Source organism: Rhizobium sp. L51/94 (assembly GCF_019355555.1).
Taxonomy (GTDB): Bacteria; Pseudomonadota; Alphaproteobacteria; order Rhizobiales; family Rhizobiaceae; genus Rhizobium; species Rhizobium rhododendri.
The window spans coordinates 43,001-59,806 of record NZ_CP072145.1; the positions used below are offsets into that span (position 1 = coordinate 43,001).

The 16,806-nt window shown below is 57.2% G+C and carries 12 protein-coding genes, 5 pseudogenes and 1 other annotated feature; of the genes and pseudogenes, 9 read left to right on the forward strand and 8 right to left on the reverse strand.

Annotated elements, in window-relative coordinates:
• Window positions 1-295: 295 nt before the first annotated feature.
• Window positions 296-774 (forward strand): annotated as a pseudogene (locus J5274_RS27560) (transposase); the annotation flags it as partial.
• Window positions 775-1,196: 422 nt separating this feature from the next.
• Here the strand turns inward: J5274_RS27560 and J5274_RS27565 are convergent.
• Window positions 1,197-1,412, reverse strand: a pseudogene (locus tag J5274_RS27565) (antibiotic biosynthesis monooxygenase); the annotation flags it as partial.
• A gap of 145 nt (window positions 1,413-1,557) precedes the next feature.
• A pseudogene (locus J5274_RS27570) lies at window positions 1,558-2,462 on the reverse strand (NADP-dependent oxidoreductase).
• On the opposite strand from J5274_RS27570, the gene J5274_RS27575 reads away from it, so the two are divergent.
• On the forward strand, window positions 2,391-2,771 hold the full coding sequence (locus J5274_RS27575; RefSeq protein ID WP_219276389.1) for a hypothetical protein: 381 nt from the start codon (window positions 2,391-2,393) through the stop codon (window positions 2,769-2,771). The pseudogene J5274_RS27570 and the gene J5274_RS27575 sit on opposite strands and share 72 nt — an antisense overlap.
• Here the strand turns inward: J5274_RS27575 and J5274_RS27580 are convergent.
• Together J5274_RS27580 and J5274_RS27585 are read right to left on the reverse strand one after the other, a co-directional pair.
• Window positions 2,730-3,470, reverse strand: a complete 741-nt coding sequence (locus J5274_RS27580) for an SDR family oxidoreductase (RefSeq protein WP_219276256.1) — start codon at window positions 3,468-3,470, stop codon at window positions 2,730-2,732. The genes J5274_RS27575 and J5274_RS27580 overlap by 42 nt on opposite strands.
• Window positions 3,471-3,945: 475 nt before the next feature.
• Window positions 3,946-5,322: pseudogene (locus tag J5274_RS27585) on the reverse strand (IS701 family transposase).
• A 305-nt stretch (window positions 5,323-5,627) separates the two neighbouring features.
• On the opposite strand from J5274_RS27585, the gene J5274_RS27590 reads away from it, so the two are divergent.
• The 7 genes from J5274_RS27590 to J5274_RS27620 all read left to right on the forward strand — a co-directional run bounded on the left by J5274_RS27590 (window position 5,628) and on the right by J5274_RS27620 (window position 13,343).
• Complete coding sequence (locus J5274_RS27590; protein ID WP_307877657.1) at window positions 5,628-6,635, forward strand: isopentenyl transferase family protein; 1,008 nt, start codon at window positions 5,628-5,630, stop codon at window positions 6,633-6,635.
• Window positions 6,636-6,671: 36 nt separating this feature from the next.
• Window positions 6,672-7,796 carry an IS5 family transposase gene (locus tag J5274_RS27595; RefSeq protein ID WP_219276257.1) on the forward strand — a complete coding sequence of 375 codons (1,125 nt, stop codon included), beginning with the start codon at window positions 6,672-6,674 and terminating at the stop codon, window positions 7,794-7,796.
• A 230-nt stretch (window positions 7,797-8,026) separates the two neighbouring features.
• A complete protein-coding gene (locus tag J5274_RS27600; RefSeq protein WP_111221636.1) occupies window positions 8,027-9,652 on the forward strand; it encodes a radical SAM protein in 1,626 nt (541 codons plus the stop codon).
• An 84-nt stretch (window positions 9,653-9,736) separates the two neighbouring features.
• Window positions 9,737-10,965, forward strand: a protein-coding gene (locus J5274_RS27605; RefSeq protein ID WP_219275748.1) for an IS3 family transposase whose coding sequence is annotated in 2 segments (ribosomal slippage) — window positions 9,737-10,031 and window positions 10,031-10,965 — 1,230 coding nt in all. Because the reading frame shifts where the segments join, the coding sequence is not laid out codon by codon here.
• Window positions 10,018-10,134: a sequence feature (AL1L pseudoknot), on the forward strand. Its footprint overlaps the gene before it by 117 nt.
• Before the next feature lie 123 nt (window positions 10,966-11,088).
• Window positions 11,089-11,697, forward strand: a complete 609-nt coding sequence (idi, locus tag J5274_RS27610; RefSeq protein ID WP_143123422.1) for an isopentenyl-diphosphate Delta-isomerase — start codon at window positions 11,089-11,091, stop codon at window positions 11,695-11,697.
• Between the two features lie 134 nt (window positions 11,698-11,831).
• Window positions 11,832-12,425 (forward strand): TIGR00730 family Rossman fold protein, encoded by a 594-nt coding sequence (locus J5274_RS27615; protein WP_219276258.1) that lies wholly within the window; start codon window positions 11,832-11,834, stop codon window positions 12,423-12,425.
• Between the two features lie 297 nt (window positions 12,426-12,722).
• The gene (locus J5274_RS27620) at window positions 12,723-13,343 is read left to right on the forward strand and encodes a TetR family transcriptional regulator (RefSeq protein WP_219276259.1); all 621 of its coding nucleotides are present in this window, start codon (window positions 12,723-12,725) and stop codon (window positions 13,341-13,343) included.
• Here J5274_RS27620 and J5274_RS27625 read toward each other — a convergent pair.
• The 4 genes and pseudogenes from J5274_RS27625 to J5274_RS27640 form a co-directional block, all read right to left on the reverse strand.
• Window positions 13,333-14,577: a hypothetical protein gene (locus tag J5274_RS27625; RefSeq protein ID WP_219276260.1), complete on the reverse strand. Its 1,245-nt coding sequence runs from the start codon at window positions 14,575-14,577 to the stop codon at window positions 13,333-13,335. The two genes, J5274_RS27620 and J5274_RS27625, sit on opposite strands and share 11 nt — an antisense overlap.
• 13 nt (window positions 14,578-14,590) lie before the next feature.
• Window positions 14,591-15,223 carry a His-Xaa-Ser repeat protein HxsA gene (gene hxsA, locus J5274_RS27630; protein WP_219276261.1) on the reverse strand — a complete coding sequence of 211 codons (633 nt, stop codon included), beginning with the start codon at window positions 15,221-15,223 and terminating at the stop codon, window positions 14,591-14,593.
• Window positions 15,220-16,311: a His-Xaa-Ser system radical SAM maturase HxsC gene (gene hxsC / locus J5274_RS27635; protein ID WP_219276262.1), complete on the reverse strand. Its 1,092-nt coding sequence runs from the start codon at window positions 16,309-16,311 to the stop codon at window positions 15,220-15,222. Before hxsC ends, hxsA begins: the two co-directional genes overlap by 4 nt.
• Window positions 16,308-16,739: pseudogene (locus tag J5274_RS27640) on the reverse strand (His-Xaa-Ser system radical SAM maturase HxsB); the annotation flags it as partial. The pseudogene J5274_RS27640 and the gene hxsC, both read right to left, overlap by 4 nt.
• Window positions 16,740-16,806: the final 67 nt, after the last annotated feature.

A 16,806-nucleotide genomic window follows, 5' to 3' on the forward strand; every position in this document is an offset into this window, starting at 1 on the left:
GCCAGCCGAGGTTGATCCGGCTGGCCCACTTGGGATGATAGTTTGGGTTTGCCGCAATCGGCCGCCCCTCGTACTCGTCAAGGCGGCGGCTCTGCCTTGCAGCGGGCAATGAGCGCGTTGTCGGCAGCGCTTGCGTATTGTCGACCAGGGAACTCGGGAATCGTGGCCCCGCTATGCGGTGCACAGGTTCGGCACAGCGAGATCGTGTCCCAGGGCGTGGTGTAGCTGACAGGGTGGTCACCGGTGATTTCCGGTAGGGTCGGGTTGCTTAGAGCCAACCTGAAGGACACCACCTATGACCAACGACATGATGAACCTGCGCTCCCTCGTTGAGAAGAGCGCTGATGCTGATTTGCTCCGGGAGATGATCGGCATTGCTGCCGAGAAGCTGATGGCTCTCGAGGTCGGCACGAGGACCGGCGCGGGCTATGGCGAGAAGAATGGCTTTCGGCTTGCCCAGCGCAACGGCTATCGCGACAGGGACTGGGAGGCGGGCTGGCACCGTCGAGCTTCGCATTCCGAAGCTTCGCACCGGCAGCTATTTCCCGAGCTTTCTTGAGCCGCGCCGCATGGCCGAGAAGGCCCTGACGGCTGTCATCCAGGAAGCCTATATCCAGGGCGTTTCGACCCGATCCGTCGATGATCTCGTCAAGGCCATGGGCATGTCAGGCATCTCCAAGAGCCAGGTGTCCAGGCTCTGCGAGGAGATCGACGACAAGGTCAAAGCCTTCCTCGACCGCCCCATCGAGCGAATGGCCATACCTGTGGATCGATGGTGCGCCGTGCGGCGCGGGAGGTGCGTATGATTTAGTGTAACCTCTCAAGCTTGCCGATTTTTTGACCGACGGCTGCAATGCCGTCCGATCCACCGGAGCAGTGGATCGAAGGGGGCCAAGAAGCCTGATCGGGCGTCGCCGATTGGGTTGCATAAGCAGATTGGCCTTAACTGTACCGGATGCGGGCCATCAACCGCGGGCCGGGCTACCGCAGTGCCCATGGCGAGACAACGAAGTGAGCGTCAGAAGCCTCGAAACACAGAAATCGCTTCCATTAGCGTGATGGCGTGGAGGCACGAAAGAGCGATCAGAGGCGGTAAGGCTCGTCTATCCTTACTGCCGGGTTCTCGAAGAGACCCGAGATGGGACTGGCTCCTATGCCCCATCTCCCGCATTGCACGGGGTAGAGCTCACCGCCTGGTAGGTTGGGCTGTCTCCTAGCGCGCGGTGGAGCTGCGTCGAGATAAAGCCGGGCTGGCTCTTCATGAAGGTGGCATCAGCGGCCCAGGCAGCCAAGAACGCTGCTTCGTCTTCGGGCGCCATGGTGCAGAGATTGACCAACACGATGGGGGCCGCGTCGACTTCCATCTGGCGGGTTAACGGGAATGACGGGTCGAGTGGTTCGACGCTAGACATGGTTTTAGATCCTTAGAAAATGAGGGTTTTTCGGTTGCAACTGTCGTTTTTTCCGCCGTATCGAGCGATCAGTAGCCCGTAAGCGGCCAGTAAAACTGAGCCTTCCGGCCCGCAGGCGTACCCATCGCGCAGGCCAAAGGTGGGGTCAGCCCACTGTGATAACGAGCTTGCCGGTCACCCTCCCCGCAGCGCTAACCTCTTGCGCCAGGGCGATTTGCTCGATCGGGAAGGTCCGCTCGATGCGGAGATGAAATGCGCCTTCGCCATACAACCGCGCAGCCTCGGCAAAGGCATGCTCGGGGTGATCGGCCGACCGCCCCGAGAAGGTCGCGCCATGTTGCGGGGCCGTGACGTCGGAAATGGAAACGACGCGCGCGGGATCGCCGACAATCTCGACCAGCTCCGGGATGACGCCGGCACCGCCGAGGTCGAGCGCCGCATCCACGCCCCGCGGCGCCAGTTCGCGTACCCTTGCGGCCAGCCCGGGTTCATAGGTCGTTGGGATAGCACCTAGCTCGCGGATATAATCGTGCTTCGGCTCGCTCGCCGTACCGATCACGATAGCGCCACGGTGGCGCGCCAACTGGATGGCGGCGGTTCCCACTCCGCCGGCGGCACCTGTTATCAGCAGCGTCTCACCGGCCTTAAGGTTAACGTGGTCGAGGATGCGCGTGGCCGTCTCAACGATGACCGGTAGGCCACCGGCCACCTCGATCGGCATGTTTTCCGGTATGCGTGCCCAGGCCCTCAACACCGCCTGTTCGGCCACCGTTTTCTGCCCGTAACCGAAAACGGCATCACCAATGGCGACGCTCGAGACGCCAACCCCGACCTCATCGACGATGCCGCCGCTTCGGAACCAACGCCGGCGGGAAAGGTAAGCGGCATGAAGTCGCGAACATATCCTGCCCGCAGCTTCCAGTCGATCGGATTGACGCCTGCGGCCCGCACCGCAATGCGCACCTGACCGCGGCCCGCGTGCGGCGCCTCGACCTCAACGACCCGCAGGACTTCGGTGCCACCATATTCGTTGAATTTAACGGCTTTCATATATTTTCCTTTTTTGAACTTAAGCAGGCGCTCCGACACCCGTGGTGCTGGGACCTGATCGAGCAACTAACGCGATCTCCTTGCCGCCGCGTGGCCTACCTGCGCGCCAGCATCCTTCGCGTCGAGATCGCGGCAAACCCGGCAAACTTGATGGAGAATCTTGCTCTGGTCGAAAACCACTATGCACATCTGCGTGACAGTTTCTGGCACCATACTCTTGCAGACCTTGAGAGGATTGCCGCGAAAATCACGGCAATCCGCAATGCTTTAGGTGCGGCTGTTCATGCGCTCGAACATGGCTTCGCCTAGCTCGCGTGTCTTGGCGGAAACGCCGACCAGCACCTCGTCCTTGTCCGCTTCAAGCTGCGCGAGCGCATGTGTGGCAAACTCTTCCGGGGTCACCATCATTTGAGTGGCTGTCCCTCCGCTGCGAGTATTGCCACCGAGCCCGGTATCGACAATCGGTGGGGCGACTTCCACCACCCGGATGCCTTTCGATTTCAACTGGTGGCGGAGGCTGAGCGTGAAGGAATGTATCGCGGCCTTTGTCGCGCAGTAGACAGGGACATCTGCCATCGGCGAGAAGGCCAGACCGGAGCTGACGTTGATGATATACCCCTTTCCCTGCTGTCTCAATGTCGGTAACAGCTCTGCGATCAGATGGATGGGGGCCGTGAAATTGATCGCAACTTCCTGGTCGAGCGTCGCGATCTCCGGATCGGCGGTGAAGTCACGCCGCGCCTGAATACCTGCATTGTTTATGACCACATTCAGGGTCGGGTATTCGGCTTTCAGCCATTCGACCATCGCGCGGCGGCTATCTGTGTCAGCCACGTCGCAAATGCGCGTCACTATTGCCGGCACCTCGCCTTTCGCCTTCTCCAGCGCGGATTGGCTTCTGCCGCAGATAATGACCTGATTGCCGTTCTCGGAAAAGCGCCGCGCGAACGCGAAGCCGATGCCCGTTGCGCCGCCAGTGATGAGTATTGTGTTTCCTGTAAGTTTCAAAGTCGTACATCCTTCTAACGAATTGAGAAGGTGCGCCCATGATGATTTGGGGTTATCGGCGGACACACCTTTGCAACCGGCAAGCCGGTCCAGGTGTCGCGGATACCCCAAAGGGAAGAGTTGCCGTCCGCTAAGACGGCGACCGGGCTACCATCCGGTCAGCACTCTTTCGACGAGAACTTTTTATCAGACGTTTCAGGAATGTACAATTGGGTCCTTTTTGCCGCCTCCCGGCTGCTTATCCCATTTTGATATGCCGCTTATGCTAACCGTGCCCATGTCGAACGGACCGGGTCGCCGTAGAATACCACGCGCACCAATCCGGGGGTCCCCATCGACGCTCGATGGCGTCATCCATGCCGATCACAATGGGACCATCGGGCACGAGGCTGGCCCGGTGATCCGCGCCCGAACGCCGACAAAGGCAAGCTCCCGCCCGTCAGGCGAGACGCCATGCAGAAAGTGCAAAAGTCCGTCAGGGCCTCCCTTGCCCCAGACCTAGCACTACTTTGGCAGAACTGGTTCTGCGGTTCGAATGTGCGCTTTGCAGTGGGGACATCGGATTGTGGTCATGGGCGTGGCGAGTGCGCTGATGACGGCTCGACGGATAGCAGGCAGGGTGGGTTCAGGCGGCCCCTTGCGTGCTTGTCGCTTCTTTTTTTTCCCGCTTTGCAGTCTGCAATCTCTGGTGCTGGAGGAAGGCGTAGGCGATCATCGTCATCAGAGCGTGCCGATGTAGCCCTTGCCATGATCGGCCTTCGAAGTGGTCGAGGCCGAGTTCCTCTTTCATCTGCTGATGCGCTTGCTCGCAAACCCATCTCGCCTTGATGGCGGCGGCCAGCGCTTTCAACGTGGCGTTAGCCGGCAAGTTGGACAGGTAGTATTTACGCTCGTCGTTTGATCGCCATTCGCCAACCAACCAGGCTTCCTCGCCCGGCATGTGTTGCTGTCCCTTATCAAGAATGCGTTGCGGCGTGCCGTCGGCGATCCGGACGCGCAATGCTGCAAAGCGTGCCGTCAGGCGGCCCTTTGTGCCACGCCGCCAACTGACCTTCTTCCAGCTTGCATGCGTCAGGATCGTCTCCGAGGCAACCGACAGAATGTCGGGGATCGGATGCTTGCGTGGGCGACCATGACCGGAGATGGGAAAGATCAATCCGACATCATCGGGATAAACCTTCTGATGCTTGGGGATACCGACCGCCCAGGTGAGGCCACGTTCACTCAGCCCCTTTCGGAACGTAGCCGACAGGCCGTAGCCTGCATCAGCCAGCACTGTGCCAAACCGGACACCAGCCACGATCAACCGATCGATCTCGTTAAGAGCGATCTCCGGCTTGGTGCGCGGTTTGCGTATCGGCTCGGGAACGCCAGCTTTTGCCATTCGATCCTCGTCACTGGTCCAGCCCTCGGGCAGGAACAGACGCAAGCCAACCGGAACAGGAACCTCGTCTCGGGCAAGCGTCACCGACACCAGCGTCTGGCAATTTGCCCTCTTGCCCAGCATCGAAGCGTATTGCGGCGCGACGCCGACTGAGTGGTCGCCTTTCTTGGGAAGGCCGGTATCATCGATCACCAGAAACGCATCTAACGCGCCAACGATCCTGTCTGCCTGTCGCGCAAGCTCAGTCTCAAGAGGAACAGCATCCCAAAGGCCATCGGAAATGAAATGGTGCAGGCGGTCGTACTGGCCTGGAGCAAACCGTTCCGCCATCGGCTCGATACTCTTGCGGTCACCCGGTCCAATGAGCCCAGAGACGTAAAGCGGGCACATCTGTCGTCGCTTCTTGTGTTCGAGCTTGTCCAGAAATGGCTGCAAAAATGCTGAAAGCTCCGTATCCCAATCTGCCATATCGCGCTCCCAACGAAGAGAGCACAATCATCTCAAACCAGCCTTGCCCCAATCTGCCAAAGTAGTGCTAGGCCGCGACCCCAGCCGCCAGCGGCGCCCGGTATAGCTGCCAGTCGTCGTAGGCCGACAGCAAGATATGCGCGCCGTCCAACACATGGTCGTTGTTTAGCGGCGGCACACCCTACAAGTTGATCACCCGCGGGGTCGGTTGGGGAATCGATGTCAACTGAAACGAAACTTCTAGTACAAGCATTGGGATTCTGGCATTACAATCAGTATATTTACATTATTAATGTATATATTTAATGTTTCTATCCGTATTGCGAACACCAATCTCTGTTGCTAAGGTTGTACTCGGAACAAATACCATCATTATTTCTGGATTCGAGACTTCGAATTCGGACATTTGTTCTTTTTATACTGTGCGCGGCGCATACTTTTCAAACCCGATCAAGCGGCACGGTTATCAGATCGTGCCGCGTCACGCCCGATGGCACCAGTTACCAAAAAAGAGCGAGATGCTAATGCTAATCTATCTTATTTATGGACCCACCTGCAGCGGAAAAACAGACTTGGCAATCCAAATTGCACGAGAGACCGGATGGCCGGTTATCGCGCTGGATCGAGTACAATGCTGCCCTCAAATCGCCACCGGCAGCGGGCGTCCTTTAGAGTCGGAGCTGCAATCCACCCAGCGAATCTACCTAGATTCGCGCCCACTCACCGAAGGCGTGATGGAAGCAGAGGCCGCTCATCTCCAGCTCATATCGGCAATAGAGGATCGCAAATCTTCCCCTGGCCTCATCCTCGAAGGCGGTTCGATTTCCCTTCTGAACTGCATGGCCAAGGACTCCTATTGGAATGCCGGTTTCAGGTGGCACGTAAGGCGCCTGCGTCTTGCGACTCCGGATGTTTTCCTGCCGCGGGCAAGACTTCGAGTTACGGAAATGTTTGCCATCAAGGACGAGCGCCCATCCCTGCTGGAGGAATTGGCGGATCTCTGGAACCAGGAAGTTCTCCGGCCAGTATTGGAGGACATCGACGGATATCGCTGCGCGATACAGTTCGCCAAGGAAAATAACATCGAAATCAGCGAGTTGTTACATCTCGATCCGATGCGGCGGGAGGCGCTGATAGCGGCCATTGCCGAGGAATATCTTGAACACGCGCGGTGGCAAGAGCGCGAGTTCCCTGACTGGCAAGAAGGCGGGAATGTTGGGCTCACTCGTCTCCCGGCTTCACATGATGCTGGGAGCCCCCGGGACCTTAGCAGGATGCGGAAAAAGGCCCTTGCTGTGAGCGGACTGCCGTGATTCCATGCCTGGGTGATTGATTGGCGGGAGCAGGACATGCGCGGCAGTGATGACCAGACGGCGGGTCTGTTTTCTTATGTAAGCTGCGAAGCCCGCGTTTCGGCAAACCATCCGCTGCGGCCGATCCGTGCCATCGTAGACGAGGCGCTGGAAGTTCTGTCCCCGGACTTCGAGGGGATGTATTCAGCGATCGGCCGGCCGTCGATCCCGCCGGAGAAGCTGCTGCGCGCTTTGTTGTTGCAGGCCTTCTACACGATCCGCTCGGAGCGTCAGCTTATCGAGCAGATGGACTACAATCTGCTGTTCCGCTGGTTCGTCGGCTTGTCGATGGCCGCGCCGATCTGGGACGTCACGGTGTTCACCAAGAACCGCGAACGCCTCCTGGCGGGCGACATCGCCGCCAAGTTTCTGGCCGCGTTGCTGAGCCAGCCACGGGTTAAGGCATTGCTGTCAGACGACCACTTCTCGGTGGACGGCACCTTGATCGAAGCCTGGGCCAGCATGAAGAGCTTCAAACCCAGGGACGGCGCAGATGGTAGCGACACTGACGACAGCGGCTCTGGCGCTGAAGGGAAACAGCCGCCAAAGGCCGCAGGCCGCAACTCTGAGCGTGATTTCCACGGTGAGAAGCGCAGCAACGCAACCCATGCGTCGACCACTGACCCGGATGCCAGGCTTTACAAGAAGGCCCGTGGCCAGGCGGCCAAGCTTTGCCACATGGGTCACGTCATAATGGAAAACCGGAACGGCTTGGTTGTCGACGCCACGCTTACCCATGCGACCGGCACCGCCGAGCGCGAGGCAGCTCTGGATATGGTGGGCCGCATGGATGGTCGTCACCGCATCACATTGGCTGCAGACAAAGCCTACGATACGGCCGATTTCGTTGCTGCCTTGCGGGACGCAAAAGTGACGCCACACGTCGCCCAGAACACGACGAACCGACGCTCGGCAATTGATGGTCGGACCACCCATCATCCCGGCTACGGTGTCAGTCAGCGTATCCGCAAGCGTATCGAAGAAGTGTTCGGTTGGGCCAAGACCAGCGGCGGAATGCGTAAGACCCGCCATCGTGGAAAGGATCGCGTCGGCTGGATGTTCACCCTGACAGCGACGGCTTATAATCTGGTGAGGCTGCCAAAGCTGCTGGCGACAGCATAATCGCGCCCGTAATCCGCCTAAAGAGGGCGGATTACGACGAAACGGGCCGACAAGGCCGCTGAAGAAGCCTCATAACGGCTCATCTTCGAGACATCTACCGAGGATCGGCGGGAAATTGTCGCTATTTCCGCAGCCTGTTAGATCGTTGGGCTAGGTCTACTCATGAGATTCAGCAAAAGCTTACTTTCGAGCTACGCGTCAATCTGAAACTTTGCCAACCGTGAGGTAAAATGACTATCTTGCTCATCTCCGGAATGGGGCCGGAATTTCCCGATAACAGGCTGCTGCGTGGTTCATCCTTCGAGCTCCTTATCAATCCTGAAATGGCTGCCGTCGGCTCTGGTAGGGCCAGATTTGATCTCTCGCGCCTTCAGTATAAAGCCGACGATGGGGGGGTCGTGCCGTTGCTTCGTGCACGTCGAGATGGCGGCGGGGCAAGGGCTATGAGCAATAGCTCAGCTGCCAAAGGCGCGTCCCAACCGGCTCGAACGTTCCACCTCACGACCTTCACGCTGCAGTCCATTCTCACTGAGGGGGGAGTTGAGTTCGACGCAATGCCAACTGAAAATATCTGGAAAGGGGTTGGAGGCGAACCCGCTGGTTCTTACGATGTCGTTCTCCTCTCAACCACCTTCATCTGGGACCGGCGCAGCTTGCTTCAGGCGATAAGTTGGATCGAGCTGCGATTCCCCGATGCAATCCTGATCCTTGGTGGTCAATACAGCAATCTCAAGTTCATGCAGATTATGCGAGATCATGGGAGCGTCGATTTTATCATTCGCGGAGATGCCGAATTTGCGTTGCCGGATTTGCTCAGTAAGCTCAAGGGAGGTGATCCCACCAGCGTTCCTAATCTCGTGTTTCGCGATGTAAATGGCCGACCACGGCTTACGCCGATCGCCTATATCGACCTGGACCAATACCCGTCACCCGCGCTAACCGGTCATGCACCGGTTGTACCTTACGAATCGATGCGGGGTTGTCCGTTCAGTTGCAAATTTTGCTCATTCCCGGCTGCATCGCCCCTGTGGAGATATAAGTCCGCAGATAAAATCGCGAGCGATTGGGAGCACTATAAAGTTCAAAACGGCGCAAGCTACGTCAAAGCGTTGGATTCAACGTTTACCGTACCTCCGAAGCGCCTCAGGGAGCTTTTGCCGAAGCTAGCTGCCATCGACATTCAATGGGAAGCATACACGCGAGCAAATTCAATCAAAGATGCCGAGCTCGTCCATCAGCTCGAAGACGCCGGCTGCAAATCTCTGTTCATCGGCTTCGAGTCAATGAGCGATGCGAGCCTCAGGAACATGGACAAGAAAGTCACGGCGCGAGCAAATCGTGTAGCTCATGAGCTTCTAGACGGAAGCACGATCAAACATTTCGTATCGTTTATTGTCGGTTATCCAGGGGAAACTCCCGATATGTTCGAGGAGACGAAGGCGTTCCTTGTCAACGAGTATTCCGGAGAATTCGCTCTTTACGTTTGCATGCTTCAGGACGAGACCATGCCTGTTTGGCAAGATGCAGAACGCTTCAACCTCAAAGTTGATGACCCGAGCGGCGAGGCACGGATCTGGAGCCACATCGGGATGGACTCCGATACAGCGCAGCGATTGCAGCTCGAAACTCTAAGGGAGGTTCGATGGAAAAGCGACACCGCAAACTTCCGATCTTGGCAACACGATTTCGAGGGTCCGCTTATAAGCAATGACTCCGGACGTCGGAACGCCGTAGTAGAAAAATTAGTCGATCGTCTCGGAATGATCAGTGCGGACGTCGAGGACGAAGGGCAAGCGCAGCGTCTTGAAAGTCAACTTCTCGGGCAACTTAATGGATATGGTGTGACGACGGCTTGACCCTGAGTTTAACGACGCCATGCGTTCACTTTGAACCGCACCGGGTTTGCCGGAGGCTCCAACTTCTGAGAGAGTGGAGCCATCATGAGCAAGACAACGAACAAGTTTTCACCTGAAGTCCGTAACCGTGCCATCCGTATGGTGCTGGACCACGAAGCCGAGCATCCATCACGCTGGGCTGCCGTTTCATCTATTGCGGCCAAGATCGGCTGCTCGCCAGCCACGCTGCACGAATGGGTCAAGAAGACCGAGGTCGACAGTGGTAAACGAGTAGGCCTGCCGAGTGATGTCGCCGAGAAGATGAAGGCTCTTGAGCGGGAGAACCGAGAACTTCGCCAGGCCAACGAGATTCTGCGCAAAGCTTCGGCCTATTTCGCCATGGCGGAGCTCGACCGCCCCTTCAAGCGATGATCTCGTTCATCGACGAACACCGTGGTGTGTTCGGGGTCGAGCCGATCTGCAGACTGCTGCCGATCGCCCCGTCAACCTACTACGAGAATGTCGCCAAACGCCTGGACGTGGATCGCCTATCGACCCGCGCCCGCAGCGATATCAGTCTGAAGATCGAGATACGTCGTGTCTTCGAGCAGAATTTCCGCGTCTATGGCGTTCGCAAGGTCTGGCGGCAATTGAAGCGTGAAGGCTTCGATGTCGCCCGTTGCACTGTCGCCAGGCTTATGAGGTCGATGAGCCTGCAGGGGATCATTCGAGGAAAGCCGGTCCGCACGACGTTCTCGGACAAGACGGCTCCGAGCCCGCTTGACCGGGTCAACCGCCAGTTCAAAGCCCCAGCACCAAACAGGCTGTGGGTTTCGGATTTCACCTATGTCGCCACCTGGCAGGGTTTCGTCTACGTGGCCTTTGTCATTGACGTCTTCGCTCGTCGCATCGTCGGCTGGCGGGCGAGCCGGACGGCACATGCAGGCTTTGTCCTTGATGCCCTTGACCAGGCGCTTCATGATCGGCGTCCAGTTCATGGCGGCGGCCTCGTGCATCACTCGGATCGCGGCGTTCAATACGTGTCCATCCGGTATTCTGAGCGGTTGGCAGAAGCTGGCATCGAGCCGTCTGTCGGAAGCGTCGGCGACAGTTACGACAACGCCCTCGCCGAAACGATCAACGGTCTCTACAAGGCCGAGGTCATTCATCGGCGCGGACCATGGAGGAGCTTCGAGACGGTAGAATTCGCCACCCTGGAATGGGTCGACTGGTTCAACCATCGACGGCTTTTGGAACCCATCGGGAATATACCGCCAGCCGAAGCTGAAGAGCGGTATTACGCCATGCTGGACGAACCAGCCATGGCCGCATAACTTAAACGAAATAGCCTCCGGCAAACCCGGTGCGGTTCACTTCCACACGTTGCCATTTCTGAAGAGGCTGATGACCGTCCACCGATCAGGTTGCATGCAGCTTTCCAACCCTGGAGGTGTTTGATGAACACTTCGACGAATGCACTCTCCGAAAAGGTCATTTTGTGCAACGAGCATGGTGAGGCCATCGGCACGGCTCCAAAGTCCGAAATCCATCACGCCCATACACCGTTGCACCTTGCCTTTTCGGTCTACATTTTTGATGACGACAAGAAGCTGCTCGTGACGCGGCGGGCATCGGACAAGATTACATGGCCCGGCGTTCTCACCAATAGTTGCTGTGGGCACCCGCGGCCGGGTGAATCGTTGATTGAAGCAATCGAGCGCCGGGTTCGAAAGGAATTGGGGATAGAGGTAAATGGCATTCGCCTTGTGCTACCCGAGTTTTCCTATCGCGCAGCAATGACGAATGGGATCACCGAACATGAATTGTGCCCCGTGTTCACCGCCCGCTGCCAAACCTTGAGCGTAACACCCGATCTGAATGAGGTTTCTGCGTGGCAATGGGTGGATTGGCAATGGTTTGTCGAAAGCTTACAGGATGGGCGCTTGCTGGTGTCGCCATGGTGTCGCGCGCAAGTCGAACTGCTCGCATCCTTTAATGCGGATCCATCGCAATGGCCCATAGCGGATGAGCTAAGCTTGCCAGAAGCCGCCAAAGCAAAAATATGAGTCGTTGGTTACGACGATTTGGCCGCGCTATTCCGTGCCCTGGTCTGGGCGCTCGAAACGGATCTTGGTGGATTGGAATATTCAAAGCCAATCTTGCGTAATGTTCATTTGTCATTTGTCGATGGGAGGAGCGTTTGAGATATTGCGTCTTTTCGGGCTCAAACAACGGCCGGAAACCAGACTATGTGAGCGCAGCAAAGCGCCTCGGCAAAGCTCTAGCGACGTCAGGCATCGGATTGGTGTATGGCGGCGCTTCGATCGGTTTGATGGGGGCGATCGCCGATGCAGCCCGAAACAATGGCGGGGAGGTTATTGGGGTAATCCCGCGTGCACTGGCCGAGAATGAGGTTGCGCACACTGGTCTCGCTGATCTGCGCATTGTCGAGACCATGCACGAGCGCAAAGCGCTGATGGCAGCGCTGTCGGATGGCTTTATCGCCTTGCCAGGGGGATTGGGAACGCTTGAAGAACTGTTCGAAGTATGGACATGGGCGCAGCTTGGCTATCATAGTAAACCCTGTGGGCTGCTCGACACCGCAGGCTTTTATAGGAAGCTCGAATCCTTTCTTGATCACGTTGTTGACGAGGCGTTCGTGACTGCAAGCCATCGCAACATCCTCCTCGTCGAGGAGGACGCTGAGGCGCTCTTGTCTGCGATGGCAAAAGGTAGCGCCACGCTAAAGTCACGTTCAGAACAGAGCGATTTTTTAGGTGCGCTCCGCCACTAACTGAGCTCGCTTTGCCAGTTGCTGACGATATCCAGCAGTGACAGTAGGGGCAGTCACAGAGGCAAGTAAATGATACCAAATTGCATCGAACGGTAGTGAATTGTGAAATGCGGTGTTTCGAAACGAGTTGGTACCACGAGCGCGCAGCTGCCCCCACGTACCTGTGATTCCTCTGTTAATTTTGTAACGAAATCGCTGTGGCAAACCATGGCAGATCTCATATTTCTTATTTCTCGCGGGATGCCGGGCTGAGGTGCATTCCAAAAAGGATGCGATTGGCCACAGGGCAGGTGAGTTATGAGAAGAACGTCGGAAGAGGCTGCAGCTACCCGGATGCGGATTTTGCGCTCTGCCGAAGCTATTTTTATCGAAAAAGGATACGATGACACCTGCTTGCAGGAAATTGCTGCTGAAGCGGCTGTAACAACCGGTGCCGTCCAGTGGCATTTCGGACAAAAAATGCACATTCTGTTAGCATTGCGCGATGAGCTGTGCTGGCATGCAAGAATACTGGGCAAGCTCCATGATGCGGGGATGGTCGAGAAGCCATTGAAGGCAGTCGCTGAGCTTGCCGCATCAGCCATTAACTACTTCGCTGCCAATTACAACTGCAGACGGATTTTCCAGATCTATGATAAGAAAGTCTCCGATACAGTCGCCTTCTATAATGAAGATCGCAAGTTCCAGCAGGAGGTGCGAGCTACGTTAGGGAGCGTCTTCGGATCCGCAGAGACGAGGAAAGAATTACTAGATCCCTGGACGTCCGACACTGCGACATATACCTTTTGGTTTGCAATGCGTGGAACGTTTCAGACCTGGCTCGAGGAAGATTCGAGGTTCGACTTGAAATCTGATGGCTTGCGTATCGTTCAGACGATGCTTTCCTCGTATGGGCGCGCCGATTTGGTCACTGGATAAAACGAGCGGAGTTCGCTTGACCATTGGCATTTACTCTTCGCGTGACCGTTACCCTATGCCGCGGCAAAGGCACTATCCGGCAACATTCAATTGTTTGCCTAGCTGGTTCTGTGATTGGCAGGCGGCGGCAGGTCGGACCTTCGTGGCTGGAGAGACGGCAGTTGGTGGCATCTACAATCCAGCGCCGGATGACCCGATCCGGGGCACCGGGATTCTTATCAGTTTCGATTATTTTCCCGGTCTCCGACAGTATCTTTCCGGTCGTCGGGTTCCAAACCAACGCGAAGTTCACCGCGCCGGATGAGGATTTCTGTCGGACAAGGCTTGAGGCGTACCAGTCAACGATCCCGAAAATTGCACACGTATTGGAGCATGAGGCATGGGCAGTGCCGCTGCGAACGGCGTGGATACGAGCGGGCCAGCGATCAGCGAAGGTCTCCTTTTCCGCCAGCACGGCCGCCGCCGAGAGCTGCTTCCCGTAGTAGGTCAGGCTATCCGCATAAGAATTCCGCAAGAACGACATCGCTAACTGCTTTGGCTGTGACCAGGCAGCGTTGAACTGATTGAAGAAGCCCAGCGCCGTCTCAACTGCCTCCGACGTTGCCATCGATCCCTGTGCCTGCTCGACGTGTTGCCCGGCTGATATGGAAGGATCTGTAGTCACACGCATCTGCCGCACCTCAGCCTCGCTGAGGTATCGTGGTGTCTCGCTCTGAGCCTGGCTGAGATCGAACAGCTCCGGGACTATCCCCATCTCAGTCAGGTATTGCTTTACGATGGGCTCGGCTGTTGCAGCGGCAGAAAGCTCCTGCCCGGCAAAGCTGCTATCGAGAAAGCCCGACGCCTGGACGGCTATCGAGCCCGCTTCCGCATATCGCTCCACGCCGCCGAGATAAGCCAGCAAGCAGGTAGCGGTGCACGATGAGTTCTTGATTTGTAGAGTCGTCAGTCCCAGCCCACGGATCGTCCGGCCGAACTTCATGGCGGTTGGTCGATCACCGCCGGTGGAGAGGAACGACACAAGCTTAGTTGGGAAGCTATCCAGCTCGTGGGCCATGACGTTTGGATCGTCAGTGGGCTCGAATTGTCCTTGGATGAGAAGAACGTTCACCCCGTTAGTGGAGGCCAAGTGTTTATACATCAGCGCGGCATGGGCCTGGCCGGTTTGGCTGAAGGCGAAAAGCGGTGCCAGACATCCTAAGACCAGCCCGAGCCTTGCCGTCGTAGTCAGCACGCTTCGACACCTTTCAATTGGCGGAGATCCCGAGGGCAGTCAGTACCTCCGGCGTAATCGTGCCGGTAACCTTCAGCTTGTAGCTATCTTGCATCTTCGACAGCCCAACCTTCGTCGCGGCATCCACCTGCCCCGTTATCGGACCGGGGTAGTATCCAAACGCGACCAGGCCGGTTTGGACCTGGATGACGATCCGCTTGAACCGGTCGGTGTTGCCCGGCAAGACCTTGAGCGGCGGCGGCGCTGCTGGAGCGGATGCGACGGCAGGAGGCGGAGTCTCTAGTTGCGGTGGAGCGGGCTGAGGGGCGGCATAAACTGCGGCAGGCGGCGTATAGATGGCAGCCGGAGGGTGATAGACCCGCTTTGGTGCGTAGTTCGGAGCGGGATCAGGGGCAGTATACGTGCTGTCATAGGTCGCACGGGGAATATATCCGCTCCCGGCACTCGAAGCATGGCTGGCATGGGATGCGTGACTCGCATGCGAACTGTGGCCAGCAAGCGTGTAAACGTGCTTGATGCGGAGACGCTCGAAGATTGACTGCGGGCTTTTCTTTTCCGCCATCCCGCTGACCAAGGCTGCGTCGGATTTCGCTGGCATGAAGCCCGCCGCTATCAACGACGGAATCAGATAAACCTTACGTTTCATTGTGCAGCGAGTCCTCCGAAACCCTGAGCATGCCTATACCACTCAAAAAAACCACCACAAGCCGAGCGCACGGCGCAACCATCGCAAAACTCCAGATATTTCCGTTTCCAGTCGGAGATCGTGGAAGGGGCAAGATGTCGGTATGCCCCAGGGACCGAGCACAAAGGAAAGTTGTAGAGTGAGACCCTGATGTCGTGGGCGATTGCTACGTTCACCGCTGTCTTCAGTAAGCCGAAGTCGAGGGAGGTATCTTGGAATGAAGAGGACCAATTCATCCGCCCGTAGCCGATGTTCTCAAGCTGCATCAAGGCCCAGACATCGATAAATGGCAGCCGCGTTGTGACATAGGATGCTAGCGCCGGAAGATGAGCCCAGTTCTGGCGGAGGATGACTGTTCTCAGCTCAACCGACGCTCCTGCCCGGATCAAAAGCTGGAACGATTTCTGCAGCCGATCAAAAGCTCCTTGCTTTCCAACGATGGCGTCGTGGACCGTAGCATCAGCGGCATATAGCGGAATGCCCCAGAGCATCCTGTCCCATCCGATATCCGCGAGCGTTTCCATATCTGCAGCTTCGAAGAACTGGCCGTTGCTCAGGATGTGGAACCGTAGATCCGGTCGAGCGGCAGCAACCGATCGCAGGAACCGGAACAGCTTTTCCTTGTGCAGGAGCGGCTCTCCTCCAGTGATGCCGATGTAGGCGTTTTGAGGAGCGAGTTGGGCTGCGATCTCAAGGTACTCGAAAACGTCGACGTGATGCTTTTTGGGTGGCTGCGAACACATGACGCAAAGCTGATCGCATTGCTCTGTCACCAGGAAGGTGTTGTGTTTGGAGCCTGCCCTCACGAGTCGCCGCGCCGCACTGCCATCGTCGGAGATCAGCAAAACATCGCCGTCGAGAGGCGTCGTTGCTGGCGCGTAAACTGTCAGCGAGAACCCATGGAAATCGAATTCCCGCGATACCTCGTCGCCACCGATCAGAAAAGCATCGTGCTCGCCCTGCTCCCCGGCAGAGAAATTCTCACGGAGCCGGACGACCAGCGGGCGGTCCAAAGGTGGAGCATCAACCCTTAGGCGGAGATCGATCATGAATGGACCTTAGCCAGGCTTGGATCGAATTCAGGGATGCCAGCCCATATTGCGAGAGATTTGTGGACCTTCGGGTCATTCGAATAAAGCAGCTCGAATACCTTGTCGAAGATGGCGGTATGGCGTTGGCAGAAATGGGTTAGGTGCTTCGGCATGTCGATGCGGCCGTATCGGGAGAGGTCATCGACGAGGTCGACCCCGCAGAACGCCTGGTAAGGACAGTGGATGCAATCTGGGTCGCAGATATTGCTGGCTTCGCTATTGAGCGTGTCGATTACACGCCGCTGCAACCCGGTATGCACGTTGCCCATGCTCAGGTCCAGTTGCCCTACTCGTGTCACCATCCTCGCTTCATCTGTTGGATAGAATGTCCCGTCGTAGTCGATGACGAGATAGCTGCGCCCGATGGCTTGGAAGAGTCTCAGATCTTTACTTGCGCTTGAAGGCATGTGAACCATCGGTCACGTTCGCAGCGCCAGAGCAAAGTTAGGCCCA